The organism is Phytohabitans rumicis (assembly GCF_011764445.1).
Classification (GTDB): domain Bacteria; phylum Actinomycetota; class Actinomycetes; order Mycobacteriales; family Micromonosporaceae; genus Phytohabitans; species Phytohabitans rumicis.
In genome coordinates this window covers 6,081,774-6,103,204 of record NZ_BLPG01000001.1, presented here as the reverse complement: position 1 = coordinate 6,103,204, position 21,431 = coordinate 6,081,774, and the positions used below count along the sequence as shown (strand labels likewise).

Sequence of the window (21,431 nt, the reverse complement as noted above, 5' to 3'; positions counted from 1 at the left end):
AGCGGCGAACTGTCGCCGGTGATCCGCTGCCGGTGTGGGCGTGATGGCCGATGAGAACCTCGCCGGCGAGCCGACGGGCCGGGTTGCCGATCGGCTGAGTGCCGCACCGGGTAGCCTGCCGCCCATGCAGCCCGCTTCGAAGCTGGAGCGCCGGGTGGTGACCGCCGCCGAGCAGGCACTGGTGCGCCAGCGTTACGTGAGCCCGCTCGATGTGCTGACTGGGATGGGCTGGGTACCGCCCGGGCTGGTGGTGGATTGGCGGCAGGGCCGCGCGCCGCATCTGGAGGCGATTGCGGCGGTATCGGCCGACCGGCTTACCGACGCGCTGGAGGTGTTCCATCGCTGGGTGGCCAGCCGTGACCTGCGGTCCAGCGAGGTCGAGTACCTGGCCGCCACCCGCGACCGGCGGCCGCTGCGCTTCACTGCCGCCGGTGATCCTGTGCTCGAGCTGACGTACCGCACCCACTGGATGCCGGCGGACCTGCCGCAGCGGCAGCGGGAGCAGCTAACCGCCCGACAGAGCAAGCCACCGGACCTGGTGGTGGTGCAGCCGCTGAAGGCGTTCACCTGCGTCGGCTGCGGGCGCACCGACGCCGACATGCTGATGATGGAGGACGCCGGGCCGGCCTGTCTCACCTGCGCGGACCTCGATCACCTGGTGTTCCTGCCAGCCGGCGACGCGGCGCTGACCCGCCGTGCCAGACAGGCCAGCCGGCTCGCGGCGGTGGTGGTGCGGTTCAGCCGCTCCCGCAAGCGCCACGAGCGACAGGGACTTCTGGTCGAGGACGCCGCAGTCGAGCAGGCCGAGCAGCAGTGCCTGTCCGATGAGGAGGCCCGTGCCCGCCGCCGCGAGCGGGACCGGCAGCGGCGAGAGGCCGCGGACGAGCGGTTCCAGCAGGAGCTGGCCGAACAGATCGGCCGGCTGTTCCCCGGCTGCCCGCCGCAGCGGGCGGCGGCGATCAGCCGACACACCGGTACCCGCAGCAGCGGCCGGGTAGGGCGCAGCGCCGCCGGTCGGGCGCTCGACCCAGACGCCGTGACCCGGGCCGTGATCGCCTCGGTACGGCACGAGGACACCGCGTACGACGACTTGCTGATGGCCGGTGTGCCACGGGAGCAGGCCCGGGAGCGAATCCGCAACGACATCGACCGGGTCCTCGACCGGTGGCGACGCCGTTGACAATGCCGAGAGGTCGTGACCGGCGACCCGTTTCACGCTCCGGCACAAGTCCCGATCACGGCCCCGCAGCTCAGGAGGCATTGGTGGGCCGGAGGCATCACCATGCGAACCATGTAGCGACCATCGCCGGTGACCCCCTACTGCTGCCTTTGAGCAGGTCACGGGGCCGGGGTGGTGACCGATGACGTCGAGGCCTGACCGGCTGTCCTCCGCGTTAGCCGCACTCGGCGAGCAAGATCCGTTCGCCTACGCCATCCGCGAAGCGCTCAGCCATCCCGCGCGGGAGGCGGTTCGCCAGCGACTCGTGATCGAGATGGTGGCGCAACTCCACGACGCGCTTAGCGACTACATGATGTCTGAAAAGGAAGCCTACGAGACGTTCGTACGAACCGTCTTGCTGCTCAGCGTCTTCCTTCCCGAGGGGAGGAAGCAGTGAGGCCGCCTCAACACAACGTGGTCGTCTGTCGGCGGACTCGGCGGGTAACGACCGATACTCATGTCCGCCTGGTCGGTGCTGGACGTCCAACGTCGCCGTATGGCGATGTCCGGACTGTCCGTCGGCACCTGGAGGCCGACGGATGAACCCTACCCGGATCGCCCGCAATGTCAGCACTGTCGCCGTGGCGGCGATCGCCGCTTGGTCGTCCTGGAGCCATATGGTCCACGTCGCGTTGAAGTTCGGTGAGCGTCCGGAGGTCGCGTACGTCCTGCCGATCTCGGTCGACGGGATGCTCATAGTCGCCTCCACTGCAATGGTGGACGACCAGCGCGCCGGGCGACCGATCCGCTGGTCCGCCCGGCTCGCCTTCTTCGCCGGGGTCGGCGCGAGCGTGGCGGCCAATATCGCCGCAGCTCAACCCACCTTCGGCGCCCGCATCGTCGCCGCCTGGCCAGCCGTCGCAATCCTCCTGGTCGTGGAGATGCTCTCCCGCGCCCGGCGAGGACCGGCGTCCGCAGCGCCCGCTGACCATGTCAACGAGCCCGCTGACGCCGCTATTGTCGCTACCCCTCTGAACCCCGAGGCGATGCCCGATCAAGCTCCGCCGAGCGAGAGGGCCGCGACGGCGCGGACGTCAGACAGCCCTCGACGATCGAGCGCACCCAGACGTCGACGCCAACGCGGTGCGCGGACCTCCGAGGCTGTACTGAGGATGCGGGCGGACCATCCGGACGCGAGCATTGCGGACATCGCCACGCACCTCGGCGTGACCGAACGGCATGTCCGCAGGCTCTTGATGTCCACACGGACCGAGCCTGGGTAGGCGGGCGGGACGGCCGATCGGGCATCAGCAGCGATCGACTGCTGAAGATCGGCAAGGTTGCAGGGGCAACCAGAGCCACCGCCCGTTGCCTGTCAGGTCCAGGCACGGCTCCTGTCGCGTATCCCGGTCAGCCTGTGGAACGTTGTCATTGTCGTGGATAGCTGCGGCATTTGGCGTCGTTGAGTTCTACGGGCAGCTGACTGGAGGTGGATGGCCGAGGGTTGCCCAGACGGCGTCATTGCCGGCTTCACGTATAAGACGACCGGCCATCGTGTTGCAGAACCGGGCGACGCCGGGTAGGCGGAATTCATCGGCGCGGCCGGTGCAACGCCAGGACAGTAGGCCGACTTGTTCACTATGGAGAACAATGGTCATAAATCAGAATCCCGATTCACCACCCCGGCGTCGCCACAGGGCCGCTGCCGATGCGGGCGCGACGCCCGCCGCCATCGGCACCATCCCCGACGGCACGTGCGGGGTAACGGTCACCCCGTCGACTCCGGACCGGAACGCCGAATATGTGCGCATGCTAGTTGATTCGTTCCCGCCGCTCACTGAGGAGCAACGGGCCCAACTTGCTGTGCTCATCCGCGATTCGTTGCCGACCAACTCTCGATCGGAGTAGGTCGCGCCTCGGTTCGGCGAGTGTCTGGGGGCCCCGTGCGTTCTGCATATCTCGGTCGAAGGAATGCTCATCTTCGCGTCCACTGCGACGGTTGAACGCCGCAGGCGCGCGTCCCCGGGGTTGGCGGACGGCCCGCCACCGTGAGCCTGTGCCCGTCGGGGTCTCCGGATTAGGTAGCTAGTCCGTGACGCCGGACCCGTCCTTCTGCCGACCGGTCAGCCACACCTCGAAGCCGCGAACCATGTCACCCATCTCGCCGAGGTGGGCAGGGTTCTCGTTGTACAGGTCGACTAGGCATCGTTCCCACAGCGAATATGCGGTGGACAACTCGGCAGGGAGCTGCCTGAGCAGGCGCACGGCATCGTTGGCCTGTCGTGCCTGCCCCAAACGCGCGGCGTCGGTTGCACCCTCCCACAACCGCTCGGCGCAGCCGAACAGCTTGCGGATGTGATCGTTACAGCGACCCTCTCGGTTGCGCAGCGAGTCGACGACCTCGTCATAGTCCTCATCCCCCGTGGGCTCAGCGACAGGCGGGAGATCACCGGCAAGCAATCGAGGGATCTGAAGCTTGTCGGTGACCGGGTGTGCCTCGGCCGCTCGACCCGCGTCGCCAGCATCCGCACAGAGGTCAGCAAGCTCCGATACTTCATCCACGCTGTTACTCGCGATGAGCTCCGACAACGACTCGATGGACTGCTTGACCTCGTCGTAGCGGTACTCGGCGAGGTAGTCGTCCACCTCGGAGCCTAGGTCCGCGATCTGGCCGTACACGCCGTTGAGGTTGTCTTGTATGGCCTCGATGAGCTGCGCGCGCTCCTCGTCGTGGTCCGCTTCCTCAGCCGTGACGTCCACCATCGTCGCCTCCCCACTGTTGTGTCGACCCATGCACAATAGGTGACTGGGCCGGCCTATGCCGGCCCAGTCGCGATTAGTCAGCGAGTCGGGATTCCGACGACTTCGACATCGATACCGTCGCCTCGCAGCCGTCGAGCAGCTCGGTACAGGGCGACTTGCGAGAACGTGAAGAGCGTGTCGGCGTTCAGGGTCTTTCCCGGGTCGAGCGCGATCGCGTAGACGACCTTGCGCGGCTTGAACGTCACGTCGATCATGGCCTTCGGCTCGCGGGCGCGCACCATCGCGACCAGCCGCTCGCGTGCATCGGGCTCGTGCAGCAGCGCGTCTACGGCCACTTCGCCTTGCATGAACAGATGACTTAGCGGAGCCGACCGGCTGCCACGCTTGACGTGAATCAGTTCGTTGTCCGGTCCGAGCAGGTCACAGGCTTCGATTCCGGGGCCACGGTTGTGTTGGCGAGTCTTGAGGAACCGCTTGTCGAGCAGCACGTACCCGCTCGCGGGCCGACCAGCCCACCGGTTGTAAGCGTCCTCATCAGCGAGGTCGCTGGTCCACGGCGGTAGTGCGACAGTCGACGGCCCTGCAAGGATCTTCTCAATCTCCGTCCGCAGAAGATCGAGGTGACGCTCGCCAATCTCATACCAGCGTCCCTCGTGGTAGATCATCCGGGCTGAGCCGAGCCCAATCTCTGCCGTGATCCACTTGTGCGCCGCCACGGGCGGGCTGAGCAATTCGCGGCCGTCGGGATCGGCGCACATGCCGATGGTTCCCAGCTTCAACGCCTCCAGCCGCCGACCTGGTGGTCGGCTCAGCGCACACTCCAGAACCGTGTCGAGATCGAGTTCCGGGCGGTACATCCGGCGATACGGCACCTTGATCATGTACGACTGCGCGGTGGATTCGTACTCGACCAGAGAGATCGGCACCGCGAGCCCGAGGTTGTCTGTGGCCTCCTCGCCCAGTAGCTCGTCGAGGCGCTCGTCCAATTCGTCAGTGCGCTCGCCCGTTCGCAACGGCCGGACCTGGGCGATGAAGTCCAGTTCCGGTGCGGGCGTGTCGAGCGCGCAGACACGGCTGATCTCTCGCAGGTCGTCGAGCAGTCCGGCCGGGTCAGTGCTGACTGCGATCTGCAAGGAGTCCGCCGCGGCGACTGACACGGCCCGGGAGGTGCCGCGCGTGACGGTGAGCTGCTCATTGTTGAGCCTTCCGCAGAGCTGGCCGACGATCTCTCCCCACCCCTCGATGCCGTAGCGGCGGATGTGCTGGCCGCCAGGCACCAGGTTTCGGTCGACCCGCCCGGTGGAGGCGAGGACTCGACGGGTTACCCGCTTGATCCGATCCGGTTCGATCGCTCGGGTCGCGAACCTGATGCCGAATCCAGGGTCAACACGGTCCAGGTTGATCATGAATCGGCCGAGGGTGCCGTAGGTCAGGGCGTACACCGCGCCATCGACCATGACGAGCAACGCGCAGCCGGCGCTGCTGTACCCAACGGTCACGGTGTCTCCGGTCAGCCCTGCGATGACGGGACACCAATCGGCCGCAGGCTGAGGCACATCACCGAGAACGAGCAGGGCTGGCGCCCCGGCGACCTCCGTCGGATTGACCGAGAAATGGTGCTGCCGCAGGTACCGCTGGTTCAGGTAGGTACGGAGGTCGGTGATGCCTGGCGCCCCATCGTCCATCCGGTAGAGCGTGGTGCGGTACGTGGACGGAGGACGCGACGCTCTCGCCGCATGCCGCCGACGAGGGACGCGGTTCCTACGTACATTGGGTCGGTCCGGTGTCGCGTTAGTCGCGGTCACATTCATGGATTTGCCTCTCGCGGGTGACCCCCTGGTCCGTCGTCGTGACGGACCCAGGCTGAGCGGTTCGGTAGTTGGCGAGGCGGTGCCGCGTTCGCGGCGCGGTTCGCTCGCCGGTGGTCGCTGTGCACGTGCTCTTGCCCCCGGTTGCGTGGTATCGACCTGCTGGGCGGTTCTACAACAGCACGCGTCGGACCCACGGCGAAGAGGAATTACCGATAAGCCCTCTTATCAGTTCATCGAGTGACTGAGAGACTTGGGGCGGGTTTACCGTTCTGAAGAGTCCGCCGGCGGAAGGGAGGGCAGCATGACCCAGGTCGGACCGACCCTCACACTTCGGGACATCGCTGGCCTTGCGGGCGTACAGCGCGCCGTCGTGAGCATGTGGCGGCGGCGGCCGTTGGTCCGCGGGCAGCGTATGCCGTTCCCTGATGCCGTGCCCACGGCCGACTCCGTGGAGCGCTTCCGGCGTGACGAGATTGTCGACTGGCTCGCGCGTACCGGCCGGGGCAACAACGCCCAGCATCATCTCGACGCGCCGGCGTTGAGCGTCCCGGTGGGCATGTCGCTGGAGGACCTCGTGACACTGCTTTGCCTGTACGCGTACGGCGACAGCGACCTCGCGGACCTGAGCGCTGGCGAGCGGGAGAGCTTAGCGGAGCGCAGCGACCGCGGCGACAGCTTCCTTCTGAGCGAGGTCAGGCAGTTACGCGTTGACCACGATGTCCCGCAGTACATCGACGACCTGATTGAGGCGTCTCGCGGGCTTCCCGAGGCACTGGCCCGCCTGGAGGGCGGCCCGGCTGGTCGAGCCCTCGGCCGCCGAGAACTTACGGCGGAGGCAACGACCCTGGTCAACGCCGTCGTCCGAGCCAGCACCATGTACCTCGATCCGGACGGAGTGCCGATCGTCTTCACCGGTAGTCCGCCGAGTCTCCCGGTGGCTATAGCCTCCGAGGCGCGCGAACTGGTTGTCGTCGGCAACGGATCGGCCGAACGCGCGGTGCGCCGTCGGGCAGCGATTCACGGCCTCGATGTTTCGGACAACGCGGCCCCGCCGCTGGTGCACGTACTGTCCGTCTTGGGCCAAGAGCACGACGCGGCCCTCGACAAGATCGATGATCTGCTACTCGGCTTGGGCAAAGGCGAGGTTGGAGTCGTGATCGGACCGGCGAGCGCGCTGTGTGAGCCGCTGCGTGGCGATGACGAGCGGTTCAGGGCGAAGATGCTCCGGCCAGGGCGACTCGTCGCCGCGATGCGCCTGCCGCGCGGGATGTGGCGGGAGGCGCATCGCCAGGCACTTGGCATTTGGGTCTGCACGGGCGACCGGACTACGGACCGGCCAATGGTGGCGGACCTCGGGGCGTTCCCGCCTGCTGACGTGGCCGTAGAGGATGTCGCCGCCGACATCTCCGGGGCGCTAACCGGAGACGGCCGCCGCGCGTTTCGCTATCTCCGCGTCGCCGACCTGGCCAATATCCTGACCGGCTCACCAATCGTGCCGCAGGGGGTACGGGCACCCCGCCTCAAAGCGTCGTCCGACGATCACTTGGACCGAGTGCAAGCCGCGGCGTTGGTCACCGCGGAACCACAGCCCCCGTTGGACGTCCTGGTGACGGCGGCCCCTGGAACGATGGTGCTCCGGCAAAGGTCGCTGGGCGAGTTGCGCGACGCCGGCCAATTGGACGTCCTTCGGGGCAGCCGAATCGACTCCAAGGACGGCGTAGCCGACGGCTCGGTTCCTGTCCTTAGCGCGGATGGCGCCATGGACGACGTAGCACTGGACCCGTTCGACGCCCCGCGCCTCTACCCACGGGCCAGCCGCACGGAGCCCGGTGATGTCATTTTCGTCGGAAGCGCGAGCCCGCACGCCCGCGTTGACGAACGCGGCGGCGCCCTGGTGGCATCTCCATCTCGGATTTTGCGGTTGAGATCAGGAGCCGGTGTCGGCCCGCACACCATGGCTGCCATCATCAACCATCAAGCGTCGACCAGCGAGTGGCGGACGTGGAGCGTCCCCCGCCTTGACTCTGACGCTGCCGAGGCCCTCGAAGCAGCGCTGGCCGACGCGTCCACCTACGGCGCGGCGCTGCGCGAGCGGCAGGCCGCCCTGCATGATCTCATCACCGCCCTGATCGACGGCGTGGCCGCCGGCGCGGTAAGTGTTGTGCCCCGAAGCAAGGTCTAGGAAGGACGATAGAGATGCCACCGCGCAAGAGGCAGGAGCCGTCGGCGCCATCGACGATGAAGGAGTTAAAGGACACCCTCTGGAAGGCCGCCGATCGCCTGCGTGGGTCCCTATCAGCCAGCCAGTACAAGGATGTCATCCTAGGTCTCGTCTTCCTCAAGTACGTCTCGGACGCGTACGACGAGCGCCGCGAGCATATCCGTGCGGAGCTGACCGCCGAGGGCATGGATGACAGTCAGGTAGAGGAGCTAATCGACGACCCCGAGGAGTACCAGGGATACGGGGTGTTCGTCGTCCCGCCTGCGGCGCGCTGGGCGTTCTTGGCGGAAAATGCCAAGGGCAGGCCGGCGGCGGGCGACGAGCCGGCCAAGACGATCGGACAGCTCATCGACGAGGCGATGAGCGCCGTCATGGGCGCCAACTCAGCGTTGGTTGGCACGTTGCCCAGGCTGTACAACAAGGACAACATCGACCAGCGCCGCCTAGGCGAGCTGATCGACCTGTTCAACAGCGCCAAGTTCAGCCGGCAGGGCGAGCACCGAGCCCGAGACCTCATGGGCGAGGTGTACGAGTACTTCCTCGGCAACTTCGCCCGGGCCGAAGGCAAGCGCGGCGGCGAGTTCTTCACCCCACCCAGCGTTGTCAAGGTGATCGTCGAGGTCCTAGAGCCGTCCCGCGGCCGCGTCTACGATCCATGCTGCGGATCGGGTGGCATGTTCGTCCAGACCGAGAAATTCATCTACGAGCACGACGGCGACCCAAAGGACGTCGCCATCTACGGCCAGGAGAGCATCGAGGAGACCTGGCGTATGGCGAAGATGAACCTCGCCATCCACGGCATCGACAACTCCGGCCTCGGGGCGCGATGGGGCGACACGTTCGCCCGGGACCAGCATGCGGACATCCAGATGGACTACGTGATGGCCAACCCGCCCTTCAACATCAAGCACTGGACTCGCAGGGAGGACGACCCTCGCTGGCAGTTCGGAGTCCCGCCGGCCAACAACGCCAACTACGCCTGGATCCAGCACATTATCTCCAAGCTGAAGCCCGCCGGCAGCGCCGGCGTGGTAATGGCGAACGGGTCGATGTCGTCCAACTCCAACGGCGAAGGCCAGATCCGGGCACGTATCATCGAGGCCGACCTCGTGTCTTGCATGGTGGTGCTGCCAACGCAACTGTTCCGAAGTACCGGCATCCCGGTCTGCCTGTGGTTCTTCTCCAAGGACAAGAGCGCGGGCAAGAACGGTGGGGTGGATAGGCGCGGTCAGGTGCTGTTCATCGACGCCCGCGGACTGGGTTACATGGTCGACCGGGCAGAGCGGGCGTTGCATCCGAGGGACATCGCTAAGGTCGCCGACGCCTACCACGCCTGGCGCGGAACTGACTCCGCCGCCCGCAAGCGCCTGAACTACCAGGACATCCCTGGCTTCTGCAAGTCCGCCACCGTGGCCGAGATCAAGGACGCCGACTACGCACTGACCCCGGGCCGCTACGTCGGCGTGGTCCAAGCGGAGGACGACGGCGAACCACTCGACGAAAAGATTGCCCGGCTATCGAAAGAACTCTTGGAGGCGTTCGACGAGTCCGCTCGTTTGGAAAAGGTCGTCCGCGAGAATCTGGAGCACCTCAATGACTAGCTGGCAGTCCAAGAGGCTTGTCGACATATTGGAGCTTCGACGTGGTTTCGACCTCCCTACCCACCTTCGTCAACACGGTCCATATCCGGTTCTGTCCGCCGGCTCTACCGCAGGTTGGCACAACGAAGGCCCAATAAAGGGGCCCGGGTTCGTGGTTGGGCGGGCAACGAACCTTGGCAAGCCCACCTGGAGCGATACGGATTACTGGCCACTGAACACTACCCTTTACGTAGCAGATTTTAAGGGCAACGATCCGCAGTTTTTGTATCACCTCTTTGAGACCCTGGATCTGACTGGATTTGATTCAGGAAGCGTTCAGCCGATGCTAAACCGCAACTATATCGCCGGCATTGAGGTGCGCATTCCTGACCTACGAACGCAACGGGCGATTGCGGAGATCCTTCGGGCGCTCGATGACAAGGTCGTTACCAATGATCGAGCAGGCAAACTCGCCGTTTCATTGACGGAAGCAGAGTTCGCACAAGCTACCTCTAGCGTGGTCGCCGGCACAGTAGCCTTCGAGGATGTTGCCGAGATTGGGGGCGGCGCAACGCCCAAGACCTCGATTGATGGCTATTGGAACGGAGATATTCGGTGGGCGACACCCACTGACGTTACAGCTCTGAGAGTTCCCTACCTGTCTCAGACGAGTCGGACGATCACAGAATCCGGACTCGCCTCCTGCTCGTCCAGGCTGTACCCAGCAGGGGCGATTCTCATGACGTCGCGCGCTACAATCGGCGCCTTCGCCGTCGCTCGGGTTCCGCTAGCCGTCAATCAGGGCTTCATTGTTGTCAATGCTCGTGACGAGATCAACCAATGGTGGCTATTTCATGAAATGCGGGCTCGTGTCGACGAGTTCTTGAGCCACGCCAATGGTGCAACCTTCCTCGAGTTGCCTCGCGGAAGGTTCAAGAAGCTCGAACTGCGAATGCCAACGGTCGAGCAGGCGCGCGCATTCGGGTCCAAGGTAGGGCCTCTTCACGACATGGCGGCACAGTTGATGGCTGAAACGGCGGCACTTGGGGCTACGCGCAATGAGTTGTTGCCGTTGCTGATGTCGGGTCGGATTCGCGTGCGGGATGCCGAAAAGGTAATGGAGGAGGTGGTCTGAGTGATGGCGCAGTCGGGGGTCAGCGAGGCCCAGTGGGAGGCGATTGCGTTAGAGGCGCTCGCCGAGCAGGAGTGGCAGCCGTTGTCAGGCTCCGCGATCGCTCCCGGCGCTGAAGGCGGCCGCACATCTTGGGCAGACCTCGTGCTTCCCAGCCGTACGTTGGCGAAAATGCGCGAACTGAACCCGCACGTGCCGGGGGACTACCTGGCACAGGCCCTGGCCGAAATCATCGAGCCGACGTCGCAGGACGCGATCGCCGAGAACTACCGACTGCACCAGATCCTGACCAAGGGCTATCGGGGCATCAGCTACACCGACTCCGACGGCGTAGAGCAGAACCCGACCATCCGGCTGGTCAGTCACCGGCCGTGGGAGAACGAATTCCTGGCCGTCACCCAGGTGACCGTCCGTTCGGTAGAGGTGGACCGCCGGTTCGACATGGTGCTGTACCTCAACGGGATGCCGGTGGCGATCGTCGAGCTGAAGAGGGCCGCCGCCGCAAAGGCCGACCTGGCCGCCGCTCATGCGCAACTGGCTACGTACCTGCGTGAGTTCCCGATGGCGTTCCGGTTCGCAGTCGTGACCGTGATCAGCGACGGGATCACCGCACGCTACGGCACGCCCTTCACCCCGCTGAACCACTACTCGCCATGGAACGTCGATGACGATGGGTACCCGGTGCGGTTCGGTGAGGTGATCGACGACGCACATCTGGGCACCGAGGTCGAGTTCCTCATCGAAGGGGTCTTCAACACGGAGCGGTTCCTCCAGCTCCAGCGCAACTTCACCGCCTTCGACGGCGGCGCCGACGGGTACGCAAAGCGGGTCGCCAAGCCTCACCAGTACTTCGCAGTCACCAAGGCCGTCGGGACGACCGTTTCGGCGGTGAACAGCGACGGCCGGGCTGGCGTGGTGTGGCATACGCAGGGCTCCGGCAAGTCGATGGAGATGGAGCTGTACGTCCACCTGGCAGGCCAGCGCCCCGAGCTGCGTAACCCCACCTTCGTTGTGGTCACCGACCGCAAGGAACTCGACGGGCAGCTGTTCGAGGGCTTCGCTCGGTCGCTGCTACTGGCGGAGGATCCTGTTGCGGTCACCAGCCGCGCAAAGCTGCGGGACGAGCTGACGCACCGCACTACTGGCGGCATCCTGTTCACAACGTTGCAGAAGTTCGGTCGTACCAAGGAGGAGCGCGAGGCAGGCACGGATCATCCGTTGTTGTCGGAGCGGCGCAACGTCATCGTCATTGCTGACGAGGCGCACCGTAGCCACTATGACGACCTGGACGGGTACGCCCGGCATATCCGGGACGCCTTGCCGAACGCCTCCTTCATCGCCTTCACCGGTACGCCGATCTCGTTTGAGGACCGCAACACGCAGGAAGTCTTCGGCCCGGTCTTCGATACGTACGACCTGACCAGGGCGGTGAAGGACGGCGCCACGGTGCCGGTCTACTTCGAACCCCGGCTGATCAGGGTTGGGCTGACGCGCGACGTCAGCGAGGAGGACTTGGACCGAGCCGCCGACGAGGCCACCATCGGACTCGACGAGGTTGAACGCGCCAGGATCGAGAAGTCCGTCGCCGTCATCAACGCCGTGTACGGTGCCCCGGACCGCCTCCGGGCCTTGGCCGTTGACCTGGTGGCCCACTGGGAGAACCGGTCGGCGCAGTTGGTGAAGTTCATCGGTTCGCCAGGCAAGGCGCTCGTCGTCGGTGGCACTCGGGAGATCTGCGCCAGGCTGTACGAGGAGATCACCAAGCTGCGGCCCGACTGGCACAGCGACGCCCTCGATCAGGGAAAGATCAAGGTGGTCTACTCCGGCACCGCCCAGGACCGGTTGCCGGTCGCCAAGCATGTGCGCCGGTCCGCGGAGAACAAGACGATCCAGAAGCGGCTACGTGATCCCGATGACGAACTGCAGCTCGTCATCGTCAAAGACATGATGCTCACCGGCTTCGACGCGCCGCCGCTGCACACCCTCTACCTCGACCGGCCCCTCAAGGGCGCCCTGCTCATGCAGACCCTGGCCCGGGTCAACCGAACCTTCCGCGGCAAGCCGGACGGCTTGCTCGTCGCATACGCGCCGCTGATCGACAACCTCACGAAGGCGCTGGCCGAGTACACCGCCGATGACCAGGCGGCAAAACCCGTCGGCAAGGACATCGACGAGGCCGTGGCTCTGACCGCCACGTTGATGACCGCACTCGACGACGCATGTGCCGGCTTCGATTGGCGGTCCCGCCTCGACGGCGGGCCGAAGAGCTGGATCCAGGCCGCGGTAGGGCTCACCAACTACCTGCGCTCCCCACAGACTCCTGGCAACCAGGTTGCAGAGGGTGAGGAGAGCCTCGGCGACCGGTACCGCAAGCTGTCCAACCAGCTCGCTAGGGCCTGGGCGCTGTCCTCCGGCAGAGAGACCTTCGATGACCTGCGGCGACGGGACGCCAAGTTCTACGAAGAGGTTCGGGTGTGGATGGGCAAGTTCGATGCCCAAGAACGCCAGGCCGCCGGCAAGCCCGTACCCGAGGAGATCCAGCGGATGCTGTCGGCGCTGGTGGCGTCGTCGACTGCGTCGGGTGAGATCCTCGACATCTACGAGGCCGCCGGCATCCCTAGGCCGAGCCTTGCTGACCTCGGCGTGGAGTTCTTGGCCAAGGCACAGGCGGCGACTAACCCGCACCTGGCCATCGAGGCGTTGCGGGCACTGCTCGTCGAGGAGTCCACCAGGGTGACCAGGCACAACCTGGTCCGTCAGCGGGCTTTCTCAGAGCGGATCGCCGAGTTGATGCGCAAATACACGAACCAACAGCTCACGTCCGCCGAGGTCATCGCCGAACTGGTCGCGCTCGCCAAGGAGGTTGCCGCCGAAGGCAACCGCGGCGCTCACTTCACGCCACCCCTGTCGGAAAACGAGCTGGCGTTCTACGACGCAGTCAGCGCCAACGAGTCGGCCGTAAGGTTGCAGGGCGACGACGTGCTAGCGCAGATCGCGCGCGACCTGGTTCGCATCATGCAGCGTGATGTGAAGACCGACTGGACCGTGCGCGATGACGTGCGCGCCAAGCTGCGATCGTCGATCAAGCGGCTGCTGGTTCGGTACAAGTACCCGCCAGACAAGCAGCCCGAGGCGATCCGGCTGGTCATCGAGCAGATGGAAGCGATGGCGCCGCGCTACGTCGCCCAGCGAGTTTCGGGCTGACCAACCCGTCAGTCGCGACAACCCGCTAGGTCTTGTTGAAGGCCCCAGTCACCATTGCGGTGATGAAGTCGGCCCACGGCCCGATGCTGAAGATTAGTGTCGGCCCGTCCGGGTCTTTGGAGTCGCGTACAGCGACGCCGTTCAACAGTTTGGCGACCTCGACGCAGCCGCCGTTGTCCTGCGATCTCGTGCTCTTGCGCCATGTGGCGCGGGACAAGTCGGAGGTCACCGTTCGCTCCTCCCCGACTGCTCGTGCTGGTCGGCCACCGCGGCGATCCGCTTGTGCGACTCCTGCTTGCTGAGCGCGGATGCGGACATGTGGTTGTACGCAACGTTACACCGGCGCAGGTCGTCTTCCCGCTCCAGATAGAGGTTGCCGGCTTGGCCTTCGACGTAGACGACGGGCGTATGCATGTGGTCGTCGAACTCGAAGATGGTCATGGCGCCGAGGGTGCCTGGGTAGCCGCCGCTTTCGAACGGGACAACCTGGACGGTGACCGACGGTGACAGCTTGAGCAGGTGCCTGAGCTGGGCGGCCATGACGTGCGGGCCGCCGATCTGTCGGTGTAGGACCGCTTCGTCGAGGATTACCCAGATTTCGGGCGGGTCCTCGGCGAAGACCATCCCTTGCCGTTCCATGCGGATGCGCACCTGACGCTCGCGCTGGTCCTCGTCGGAGGTGAGGGCGACGGTGCCGGCGATGGCTCGTGCGTACTCCTCGGTCTGGAGGAGGCCGTGTACGACCATCGGCTCGAAGACCTTGATCCTGGTGGCCGCGCTCTCCAGGCCGAGGAACGTGGCGAACGGTGTCGGCACGGCCCCGAACTTCGACCACCAGCCGCGCTGCTTGCCAAGCTTCTGTAGCTCGAATAGTTCCTCGCGCATCCGTTCGTCGGTTAGGTCGTACGCAGTCAGCATGGCCTCCAGTTCGGCCTTGACCACGCCGACCTCGCCGGCCTCAATCTTCTGAATCTTGCTGACGGAGCAGCCGAGGCGTTCGGCGATCTGGCCCTGCGACATCCGCGCCCGGTCGCGGAGGCGGCTCAGCTGCTCGCCGAGCTGCCACCTGGGGATGGTTGGACCGATCGGCCTTGGCATGCCGCCCTCCATGACGCCCACGCCGCTCGCCCGCCAAGTCCTCGCGGCGCGGCGTACCCGACGGGTGCTCGCCACCTGGGATCGCGAACTTACGGCAGAACATTGACACCCTGATCCTAGAATGCCATCGTGAATGAGAGAATATATTCTCGACTTCGCTCGCAGTCCGGGCATGCACCCGGACGCCTCTGGACGAGGAGATGACGTGATCCTCACCTGCCAGTTGCCGATGCGGCCGGACCCCAACGGGGCGGCCGATGGTCTGCGGGGCCTGATCTTCTGTGCGACCTGCGAGCTGCCCCTCCACCCCGTGCAGCTCGCGGCGGGCCGCTGGGCGTACCGCGGTGTCTGCGGCTGCCGGCTGGGCCCGGTGGATGGCGACACCGTCGAGCGGCTTGTTGCTGACGCCGCCGGGGTCCCAGCCGCGCAGCGGGCCGTCATCATCTGCCGCTTGGTCGCCGAGGTCCGGCTCGGTGGGACTGTCGACGACCTCTCGATCGTCTGGCGGACCTGAAGACTCTGGCCGCCGTCGCTGCCGCAGGGCGCGGCGGTGGGCAGACCGACGTCCGTACCTCGTGCGAAGGAGTGTCCCGGTGCCCACACAGCCCCTCGGCGCTGGCCGACCGGCCCCGCCTCAGTCTCATCCGGCAGCGCGGGTTCGGTGCGTGGGCGGCGACCATCGCAGAGGCGAACGTGGCCGCGAACAGTAACGGCTCACGCGGTTCGCTACGAGCGCGGTGGCTGGGCGAACAGATGCGCCAGCTTCGGCAGGCGCGCGGCTTGAACGTGCGGCACGCAGCCGCCATGGCGGGGGTCCATGACGCCGACATGAAGGACTACGAGGACGGCAGGCATATCCTCCGCTACCGGCAGGCGGCCCGGCTGCTCGACCTGTACCAGGTACACGACCCCTATGAACACGACCGGCTGCTCGATCTGGCCCGGCACGCGGGTCAGTCGCCGGACAACGGCAGCCGCAACCCAGGCAGCCCGAGCCACGATCCGGTGCTGCTGGACTGGCTATGGCTGGAGTCGCAGGCGAGCCGGATCCGCTGCCACGACACCGTCCTAGTGCCCGGCCTGCTGCAAACCCCGCAGTACACCGCCGCAGCCAACCAACCCCCACGGGCCGCTCCCACCTCGCAGTCGCTCCTGAAGAACCTCTCCGGCGGCCTCCACGCCGTCGTTGACGAGTCGGTGCTGGCCCAGCTGGTAGGCGGCGCCGACGTGCCGCGACATCAACTACTGCACCTGGCCGAGGTCATCCGCGCCCCGAACATCCACGTCCAGGTACTTGTCTCACCAAGCCCTGGGCTTGATGGCATGGCCGGCTCGTTCGCGCTGTTCGACGTGCCCAGCCCGTACTCCGCCGTCGTGGCGGTCACGCACGACACCTCCGGGTCAGCGGTCCACGAAGGACGCCCAGCCCGCCGGTACGCCGCCGCGTTCGACCAACTCGCCACGACAGCGCTCGACCCCCGTGCGTCCGCCGGGCTGATCACCAGCCTGTCCAGACAAACCCCGTAACCAGCCGAAAGGAACCACACCCCGATGCCGACCAAGCGAGAACAGTTCGCGCAGACGATCCGCGCTCAGTATCTGGGCGAACGGATGCGCCAGCTGCGGGAGGAACGCGGCCTAGTCCTCAAGTACATCGCCGCGTACCTCAGCGTGGAGTTCAGCACGCTCGCACGCTACGAGCGCGCGGAGTGGCCGTTCCGCAAGGAACACGTGAGCGCCCTGCTCGACGTATACGGCGTGCACGACGAGGACGAACGGGAAGAGCTGATATCGCTGGCACGCGACGCGTGGCGGTTGGACCAATGGGAGAAGGACGACGCACCCGGCAAGGCGCCGACAGCCACGCGGCAGGTCATCGACCCCTGGTGGGTGCAGTCCCGGGCGGAGGAGCTGTGCGTGTACGCCACCGTCCTCATCCCTGAGCTGCTGCGAACCCGCGACTACGCCGAGGTCGTCATCCAGCACAGCCTCGGCGCCCAGCCGTCCATGGCGAAGGTCGACACGCTGGTACGCCAGCACCTGAATCGGCAGGCGATCCTGGACAACAAGCCGCCGACCCGGCTTACCGCGATCTTCGACGAGGCCGTCCTGTACCGGCCGGTCGGCAGCAGGGCCATCCTCCAAGCCCAGCTGGAGCACCTGGCCAGAGCCGTCGAACGGCCACACGTCAACGTGCGAGTCCTCCCTACCCGCATCGGTCTGCACGACGGGGTCGACGGCGCCTTTACCGTCTGCCGCATGCACGGCCCCTACCCGACGGTCGCCGTGCTCACGCACCTGGGCGGCCGGATGGTGATCGAGGGCGGCACCGCCGACCGGTACGAGACCGCATTCGGCGAGCTCGGCAAAGCATCCCTCAGCCCCACCGACTCCATGGACCTCATCGAGCAGACCGCCCGCCAACTCGGCGCCGGCGCCCAACTCCCAGCCGGGCGGGAGGTCGCAGCGTGACAAACCGTCCTAACGCCGAGGTCTCCAGCGCCGCCGTAGCGGTCGCCGCGCAACGCATCGCCGCGTACGCCGACAAGCACGACCTCCCCATCACCCCGGCCCACTGTGAGGAACTGGCCGAGGATCTGCTCCGTGCCTACCAGGAATTCGTTGCCCAGCAAAGCTCGGCGCCGGCCGGGCCGTCAGCGGACACCTGAACAACCCCTGCAGCCGTCCAGCCCGGCACCGCGCGCCTGTCAGGGCCGGGCGGCGGCATCCAGCCGCGCCAATTCCTGGAGCCCCCATTGCTGTACGCCGACCCTGCCGCGCTGTTCGCCGGTACCGCACACACCTACCTGCGGTACCGGATCGCGCATCCACCGTCCTTCATGGACCACCTCGCTCACCTCGCGCCAGCCGGCACGGTCCTGGACCTTGGGTGCGGTCCCGGTTCGGTCGCGCTGGCGCTCGCTGAGCGGGGCCGTGATGTCGTCGCGGTCGACGCCAACCCGGACATGATCGAGGCGGCCTGCGTCGCAGCCGCGGACCGGTCGCTCAGCGGCCACGTGGACTGGCGGGTCGGCGATGTTCACGACCTGTCCGGCCTGCCCACCGTGGCCGGCGTGAATATCGGCGACGCGTTCCACTGGTTCGACCGCGCCGCCGTCCTGCGGCAACTCGACCAGCTTGTCGTCGACGGTGGGTTCGTCGCGGTGGTCATGTCCTTCACCGCCTGCATTCCAAAGCCGTGGTGGTATCCGCTGGTCGACCGCGTCGTCCACCGCCACCTTGGCCCGGCCCGTTTCGCCGGCCCCGGCGTGCACTACCGGGAACCGGCCGGTGGAGACCACGAAGCCGTCCTGCGCGCCTCCGTGTTCAACCACCTCACGGTCATCCGCACCGACCAGCACATCCGCATGGACCTGGAACAGGTGATCGGCAACCAGTACACCCAGGCGTACACCTCGCCGCCGGTGCTCGGCGACCGGCTAGCCGCCTTCGACCACGATCTGCGGGCGCTCTTGACCGCGGCCGAGCCGTCCGGCGTCTTCACCGCCATGACCCAACCCGGCCTGATCATCGCCCGTCGCGGGGAGGACCAATGAACGTCACCGTCATCGGCACCGGCCGCCTCGGCGCACCGTACGCCGCCGGCATGGCCAGCCTCGGCCACCACGTACTCGGCGTCGACGCCAACCAGGACACCGTCGCCGCACTCCAGGCCGGCAGGGCGCCCTTCGCCGAGCCCGGGCTGGCCGAGGCGATCACCGACGGCGCGGCCACCGGCCACCTCACCTTCACCGACTCCTACGCGCAGGCGGCTCGGCACGCCACCGTGCACTTCATCGCCGTCCCGACCCCGCAGCGCACCGGAAGCGACCACCACGACCTCTCCGACGTGTACGCCGCGGCCGACACGCTCGCCGGCGTCATCGACCGCGACAGCCTCATCGTGGTCAAGTCCTCCGTCCCCGCCGGCACCTGCGACCAGATCGCGATCCGCATCGGCCAGCTGGCACCGGCGGGCGTGCGGATCGAGGTAGCGGCGTCGCCTGACTTCATGCGCGAGGGCTGCTCGATCGCAGACGTACGCCGACCTAGCCGCATCGTCCTCGGCGTCCAGCCCGACGGGACCGCCGAGCAGACCCTTCGCGAACTGTGGGCACCATGCCTGGCCGACGGGGTGCCGCTGGTCGTCACCGACCTGAGGACAGCCGAACTGTCCAAGCTGGCCGCCAACGCATTCCTGGCCACCCGCATCTCCTTCGTCAACGCCCTGGCTATGTTCAGCAACGCCGCTAGCGCGAACATCGACGACCTCGCCGAAGTCATCGGCCACGACGCGCGGATCGGCCAGCACTACCTCGCGCCCGGCCTCGGCTTCGGCGGCTCCTGCCTCAGCAAGGACATCCGCGGGTTCGTCGCCCTCGCCACCGACCTCGGCGTCGGCCACTCGCTCGAGTTCCTCACCGCCGTCGACGACATCAACCAGGCCCGCCGCGCCCAAGCCGTCGACCTGGCCGTCAAGGCCCTCGGCGGCGACCCCGACGGCCAGCCCATCGCAGTGTGGGGAGCAGCGTTCAAGCCCGGCATCGACGACATCCGCGACTCACCCGCCCTCGACGTCGCCGCCTGCCTGCACCAAGCCGGCGCACACGTCACCGTCTACGACCCGCAAGCAACCGCACACGCCCGCGTCGAACATCCCGAGCTGACTTACGCCACCGACGCTGCCGCGGCCGTTCATGGCGCGCGCGTCCTGCTACACCTCACTGCCTGGCCCGAATTCGCGACCGTTGACCCCGCCGTTCTAGCGCCCGGACCCGAACCCACCCTCGTAGACACCCGCCACGGCCTCAACCGCGACCGCTGGCGCGCCGCCGGCTGGGCCATCTCCGTCCTATAACGACACCTCACACAGAAGGGCACCTGTTGAAGATCACCGTCATTGGCTCTGGGCACCTCGGCGCCACTCACGCGGCCGGCATGGCCGAGATTGGCCACGACGTCATCGGCGTCGACATCGACCCAGCCAAGACCGACACCTTGAACGCCGGCCACAGCTGGTTCCACGAACCCGAACTCGACGCGCTCCTGGTCCGCAACATCCGCGCAGGACGGCTACGGTTCACCACCGACTTCGCCCACGCCGGAGACCACGGCGACGTCCACTTCCTCGCAGTCGGCACGCCATCCGGCCCCGATGGCGCCTATGACCTGTCCCAACTCACCACGGCCGTCGAGAAGCTAGCCCCGCATCTGCGCCGGCCCTGCCTCATCGTCGGCAAGTCCACCGTGTCCCCCGGTACGGCCTGCACTGTCGAGGACTTGGCCCGAAACCTGGCACCAGCCGACGAGGCCGTGGAGGTCGCCTGGAATCCCGAGTTCCTCCGCGAAGGCACTGCCGTCGCGGACACCCTGACTCCGGACCGGATCGTCATCGGCGCCAGCTCTACCGAGGCCGAGAAGACACTGCGGATGCTGTACGCCCCGATCACCGTCAACCACAGCTGCCCACTCGTCGTCACCGACCTGGCCACCGCCGAGATGGTCAAGGCCACCGCGAACGCCTACCTCGCCACCCGAATCTCCTTCGTCAACGCCATCGCCGAAATGTGCAACGCCGTCGGCGCGAACGTCGCCGACCTCGCCGAAGCCATCGGCCACGACACCCGCATCGGACACCACTACTTCCACCCCGGCCTCGGCTTCGGCGGCGGCTGCCTCCCCAAAGACCTGCACGCCTTCACCCACCAAGCCGACACCAGCGGCATCGAAGCAGCTGCCAACCTGCTACGCGCCGTCGACGACGTCAACCAGCACATGCGCGAACGGGCGATCGGACTCGCACGCGTCGCAGTCGGTGGCAACCTGTCCGGCCGCCGCGTCGCCGTATGGGGCGCCGCGTTCAAGCCCGGCATCGACGACGTACGCGACTCACCCGCCCTCGACGTTGCTCGGCGACTACATGACTGCGGCGCTCGCGTCACCGTCTACGATCCGCAAGCCATGGACCAGGCTCGTCAAGCCGCTCCGGCGCTCAGCTACGCGCCCAGTGCAGGGGAAGCGGCGCAGGACGCCGACCTTATCCTCGTCGGCACCGGGTGGCCCGAGTTCGGTGCCCTAGACCCATACGCTATCGCCGATCGAGTAGCCAAACGAGCCATTGTAGACACCCAAGGCGTGATCTCCGGGGCGCACTGGCGCGCCGCGGGGTGGCGGGTCAGCGGCCTCGGCTACCAGCCGTAGCTACACGCCGCAGCGGAGGAGGTTCGACGGAAAGGTCTCCTTCGCCGCTCGTTTGTTGGCACACGAGGCCAGGTTGATTCGGAACATCCGAAACAGCCGTTTGATCCCGCTCTCGAGTGTGACGGGGTGTAGCAAACCAGACAGGTAACTATTCGCACTCGATGTTGATACCTAACGTGTTCGCGCAAGAGGGCCCCACCTGCCTAACCAAGGAGGGCCGTCGTGCCAGTGTCGGACTCCACCGCAGATCGACCTCCTGTCC

Annotated in this window: 18 protein-coding genes; 14 read left to right on the top strand and 4 right to left on the bottom strand. The window is 66.6% G+C overall.

The genetic code is table 11. The features are described from left to right. Positions 1-124: 124 nt before the first annotated feature. The 3 genes from Prum_RS27795 to Prum_RS27785 all read left to right on the top strand — a co-directional run bounded on the left by Prum_RS27795 (position 125) and on the right by Prum_RS27785 (position 2,442). Positions 125-1,180 carry a DUF2293 domain-containing protein gene (locus Prum_RS27795; RefSeq protein ID WP_173079179.1) on the top strand — a complete coding sequence of 352 codons (1,056 nt, stop codon included), beginning with the start codon at positions 125-127 and terminating at the stop codon, positions 1,178-1,180. 181 nt (positions 1,181-1,361) lie between these two features. Further along, positions 1,362-1,616, top strand: a complete 255-nt coding sequence (locus Prum_RS27790) for a hypothetical protein (RefSeq protein ID WP_173079178.1) — start codon at positions 1,362-1,364, stop codon at positions 1,614-1,616. Positions 1,617-1,758: 142 nt separating this feature from the next. Next, positions 1,759-2,442, top strand: coding sequence for a DUF2637 domain-containing protein (locus Prum_RS27785; RefSeq protein WP_173079177.1), 684 nt, complete (start codon positions 1,759-1,761; stop codon positions 2,440-2,442). Positions 2,443-3,244: 802 nt separating this feature from the next. On the opposite strand, the gene Prum_RS27780 is transcribed toward Prum_RS27785, so the two are convergent. After that, positions 3,245-3,922 carry a hypothetical protein gene (locus Prum_RS27780; protein ID WP_173079176.1) on the bottom strand — a complete coding sequence of 226 codons (678 nt, stop codon included), beginning with the start codon at positions 3,920-3,922 and terminating at the stop codon, positions 3,245-3,247. Between the two features lie 77 nt (positions 3,923-3,999). Beyond that, positions 4,000-5,607: a DUF6119 family protein gene (locus Prum_RS27775; RefSeq protein ID WP_173079175.1), complete on the bottom strand. Its 1,608-nt coding sequence runs from the start codon at positions 5,605-5,607 to the stop codon at positions 4,000-4,002. A 427-nt stretch (positions 5,608-6,034) separates the two neighbouring features. Between Prum_RS27775 and Prum_RS27770 the strand changes: the two genes are divergently transcribed. Genes Prum_RS27770 through Prum_RS27755 form a run of 4 tightly spaced genes read left to right on the top strand, consistent with a single transcriptional unit; the run spans position 6,035 to position 13,870 of the window. Next, positions 6,035-7,915: a hypothetical protein gene (locus tag Prum_RS27770; RefSeq protein ID WP_173079174.1), complete on the top strand. Its 1,881-nt coding sequence runs from the start codon at positions 6,035-6,037 to the stop codon at positions 7,913-7,915. Between the two features lie 14 nt (positions 7,916-7,929). Continuing rightward, positions 7,930-9,555, top strand: a complete 1,626-nt coding sequence (locus Prum_RS27765) for a class I SAM-dependent DNA methyltransferase (protein WP_173079173.1) — start codon at positions 7,930-7,932, stop codon at positions 9,553-9,555. Next, a complete protein-coding gene (locus Prum_RS27760) occupies positions 9,548-10,669 on the top strand; it encodes a restriction endonuclease subunit S (RefSeq protein ID WP_173079172.1) in 1,122 nt (373 codons plus the stop codon). The genes Prum_RS27765 and Prum_RS27760 overlap by 8 nt, the downstream gene beginning before the upstream one ends. Beyond that, positions 10,670-13,870, top strand: coding sequence for a type I restriction endonuclease subunit R (locus Prum_RS27755; protein ID WP_173079171.1), 3,201 nt, complete (start codon positions 10,670-10,672; stop codon positions 13,868-13,870). Between the two features lie 25 nt (positions 13,871-13,895). Here the strand turns inward: Prum_RS27755 and Prum_RS27750 are convergent, their stop codons facing one another. Together Prum_RS27750 and Prum_RS27745 are read right to left on the bottom strand one after the other, a co-directional pair. Beyond that, the gene (locus tag Prum_RS27750; protein WP_246278129.1) at positions 13,896-14,099 is read right to left on the bottom strand and encodes a DUF397 domain-containing protein; all 204 of its coding nucleotides are present in this window, start codon (positions 14,097-14,099) and stop codon (positions 13,896-13,898) included. Then, entirely contained in the window at positions 14,096-14,968 is an 873-nt protein-coding gene (locus Prum_RS27745; protein WP_173079170.1) for a helix-turn-helix domain-containing protein, read from the bottom strand. The genes Prum_RS27750 and Prum_RS27745 overlap by 4 nt, the downstream gene beginning before the upstream one ends. 205 nt (positions 14,969-15,173) lie before the next feature. On the opposite strand from Prum_RS27745, the gene Prum_RS27740 reads away from it, so the two are divergent. The 7 genes from Prum_RS27740 to Prum_RS27710 all read left to right on the top strand — a co-directional run bounded on the left by Prum_RS27740 (position 15,174) and on the right by Prum_RS27710 (position 21,169). Next, complete coding sequence (locus tag Prum_RS27740; protein WP_173079169.1) at positions 15,174-15,482, top strand: hypothetical protein; 309 nt, start codon at positions 15,174-15,176, stop codon at positions 15,480-15,482. 71 nt (positions 15,483-15,553) lie between these two features. Then, a complete protein-coding gene (locus Prum_RS27735) occupies positions 15,554-16,495 on the top strand; it encodes a helix-turn-helix domain-containing protein (RefSeq protein ID WP_308785379.1) in 942 nt (313 codons plus the stop codon). A gap of 24 nt (positions 16,496-16,519) precedes the next feature. Further along, positions 16,520-17,440 (top strand): helix-turn-helix domain-containing protein, encoded by a 921-nt coding sequence (locus Prum_RS27730; RefSeq protein ID WP_173079167.1) that lies wholly within the window; start codon positions 16,520-16,522, stop codon positions 17,438-17,440. Continuing rightward, a complete protein-coding gene (locus tag Prum_RS27725; protein ID WP_173079166.1) occupies positions 17,437-17,637 on the top strand; it encodes a hypothetical protein in 201 nt (66 codons plus the stop codon). Before Prum_RS27730 ends, Prum_RS27725 begins: the two co-directional genes overlap by 4 nt. An 87-nt stretch (positions 17,638-17,724) precedes the next feature. After that, complete coding sequence (locus Prum_RS27720) at positions 17,725-18,525, top strand: class I SAM-dependent methyltransferase (RefSeq protein ID WP_178132664.1); 801 nt, start codon at positions 17,725-17,727, stop codon at positions 18,523-18,525. Beyond that, on the top strand, positions 18,522-19,826 hold the full coding sequence (locus Prum_RS27715; RefSeq protein WP_173079165.1) for a UDP-glucose dehydrogenase family protein: 1,305 nt from the start codon (positions 18,522-18,524) through the stop codon (positions 19,824-19,826). Before Prum_RS27720 ends, Prum_RS27715 begins: the two co-directional genes overlap by 4 nt. 26 nt (positions 19,827-19,852) lie before the next feature. Next, on the top strand, positions 19,853-21,169 hold the full coding sequence (locus tag Prum_RS27710; RefSeq protein ID WP_173079164.1) for a UDP-glucose dehydrogenase family protein: 1,317 nt from the start codon (positions 19,853-19,855) through the stop codon (positions 21,167-21,169). Positions 21,170-21,431 lie beyond the last annotated feature (262 nt).

Excerpts from the sequence above, each read along its gene's own strand:
- Prum_RS27795 (WP_173079179.1), top strand. The coding sequence starts at position 125 with ATGCAGCCCGCTTCGAAGCTGGAGCGCCGGGTGGTGACCGCCGCCGAG.
- Prum_RS27780 (WP_173079176.1), bottom strand. The coding sequence starts at position 3,922 with ATGGTGGACGTCACGGCTGAGGAAGCGGACCACGACGAGGAGCGCGCG.
- Prum_RS27775 (WP_173079175.1), bottom strand. The coding sequence starts at position 5,607 with ATGGACGATGGGGCGCCAGGCATCACCGACCTCCGTACCTACCTGAAC.
- Prum_RS27715 (WP_173079165.1), top strand. The coding sequence starts at position 18,522 with ATGAACGTCACCGTCATCGGCACCGGCCGCCTCGGCGCACCGTACGCC.
- Prum_RS27760 (WP_173079172.1), top strand. The coding sequence starts at position 9,548 with ATGACTAGCTGGCAGTCCAAGAGGCTTGTCGACATATTGGAGCTTCGA.
- Prum_RS27730 (WP_173079167.1), top strand. The coding sequence starts at position 16,520 with ATGCCGACCAAGCGAGAACAGTTCGCGCAGACGATCCGCGCTCAGTAT.
- Prum_RS27765 (WP_173079173.1), top strand. The coding sequence starts at position 7,930 with ATGCCACCGCGCAAGAGGCAGGAGCCGTCGGCGCCATCGACGATGAAG.
- Prum_RS27770 (WP_173079174.1), top strand. The coding sequence starts at position 6,035 with ATGACCCAGGTCGGACCGACCCTCACACTTCGGGACATCGCTGGCCTT.
- Prum_RS27745 (WP_173079170.1), bottom strand. The coding sequence starts at position 14,968 with ATGCCAAGGCCGATCGGTCCAACCATCCCCAGGTGGCAGCTCGGCGAG.
- Prum_RS27785 (WP_173079177.1), top strand. The coding sequence starts at position 1,759 with ATGAACCCTACCCGGATCGCCCGCAATGTCAGCACTGTCGCCGTGGCG.
- Prum_RS27790 (WP_173079178.1), top strand. The coding sequence starts at position 1,362 with ATGACGTCGAGGCCTGACCGGCTGTCCTCCGCGTTAGCCGCACTCGGC.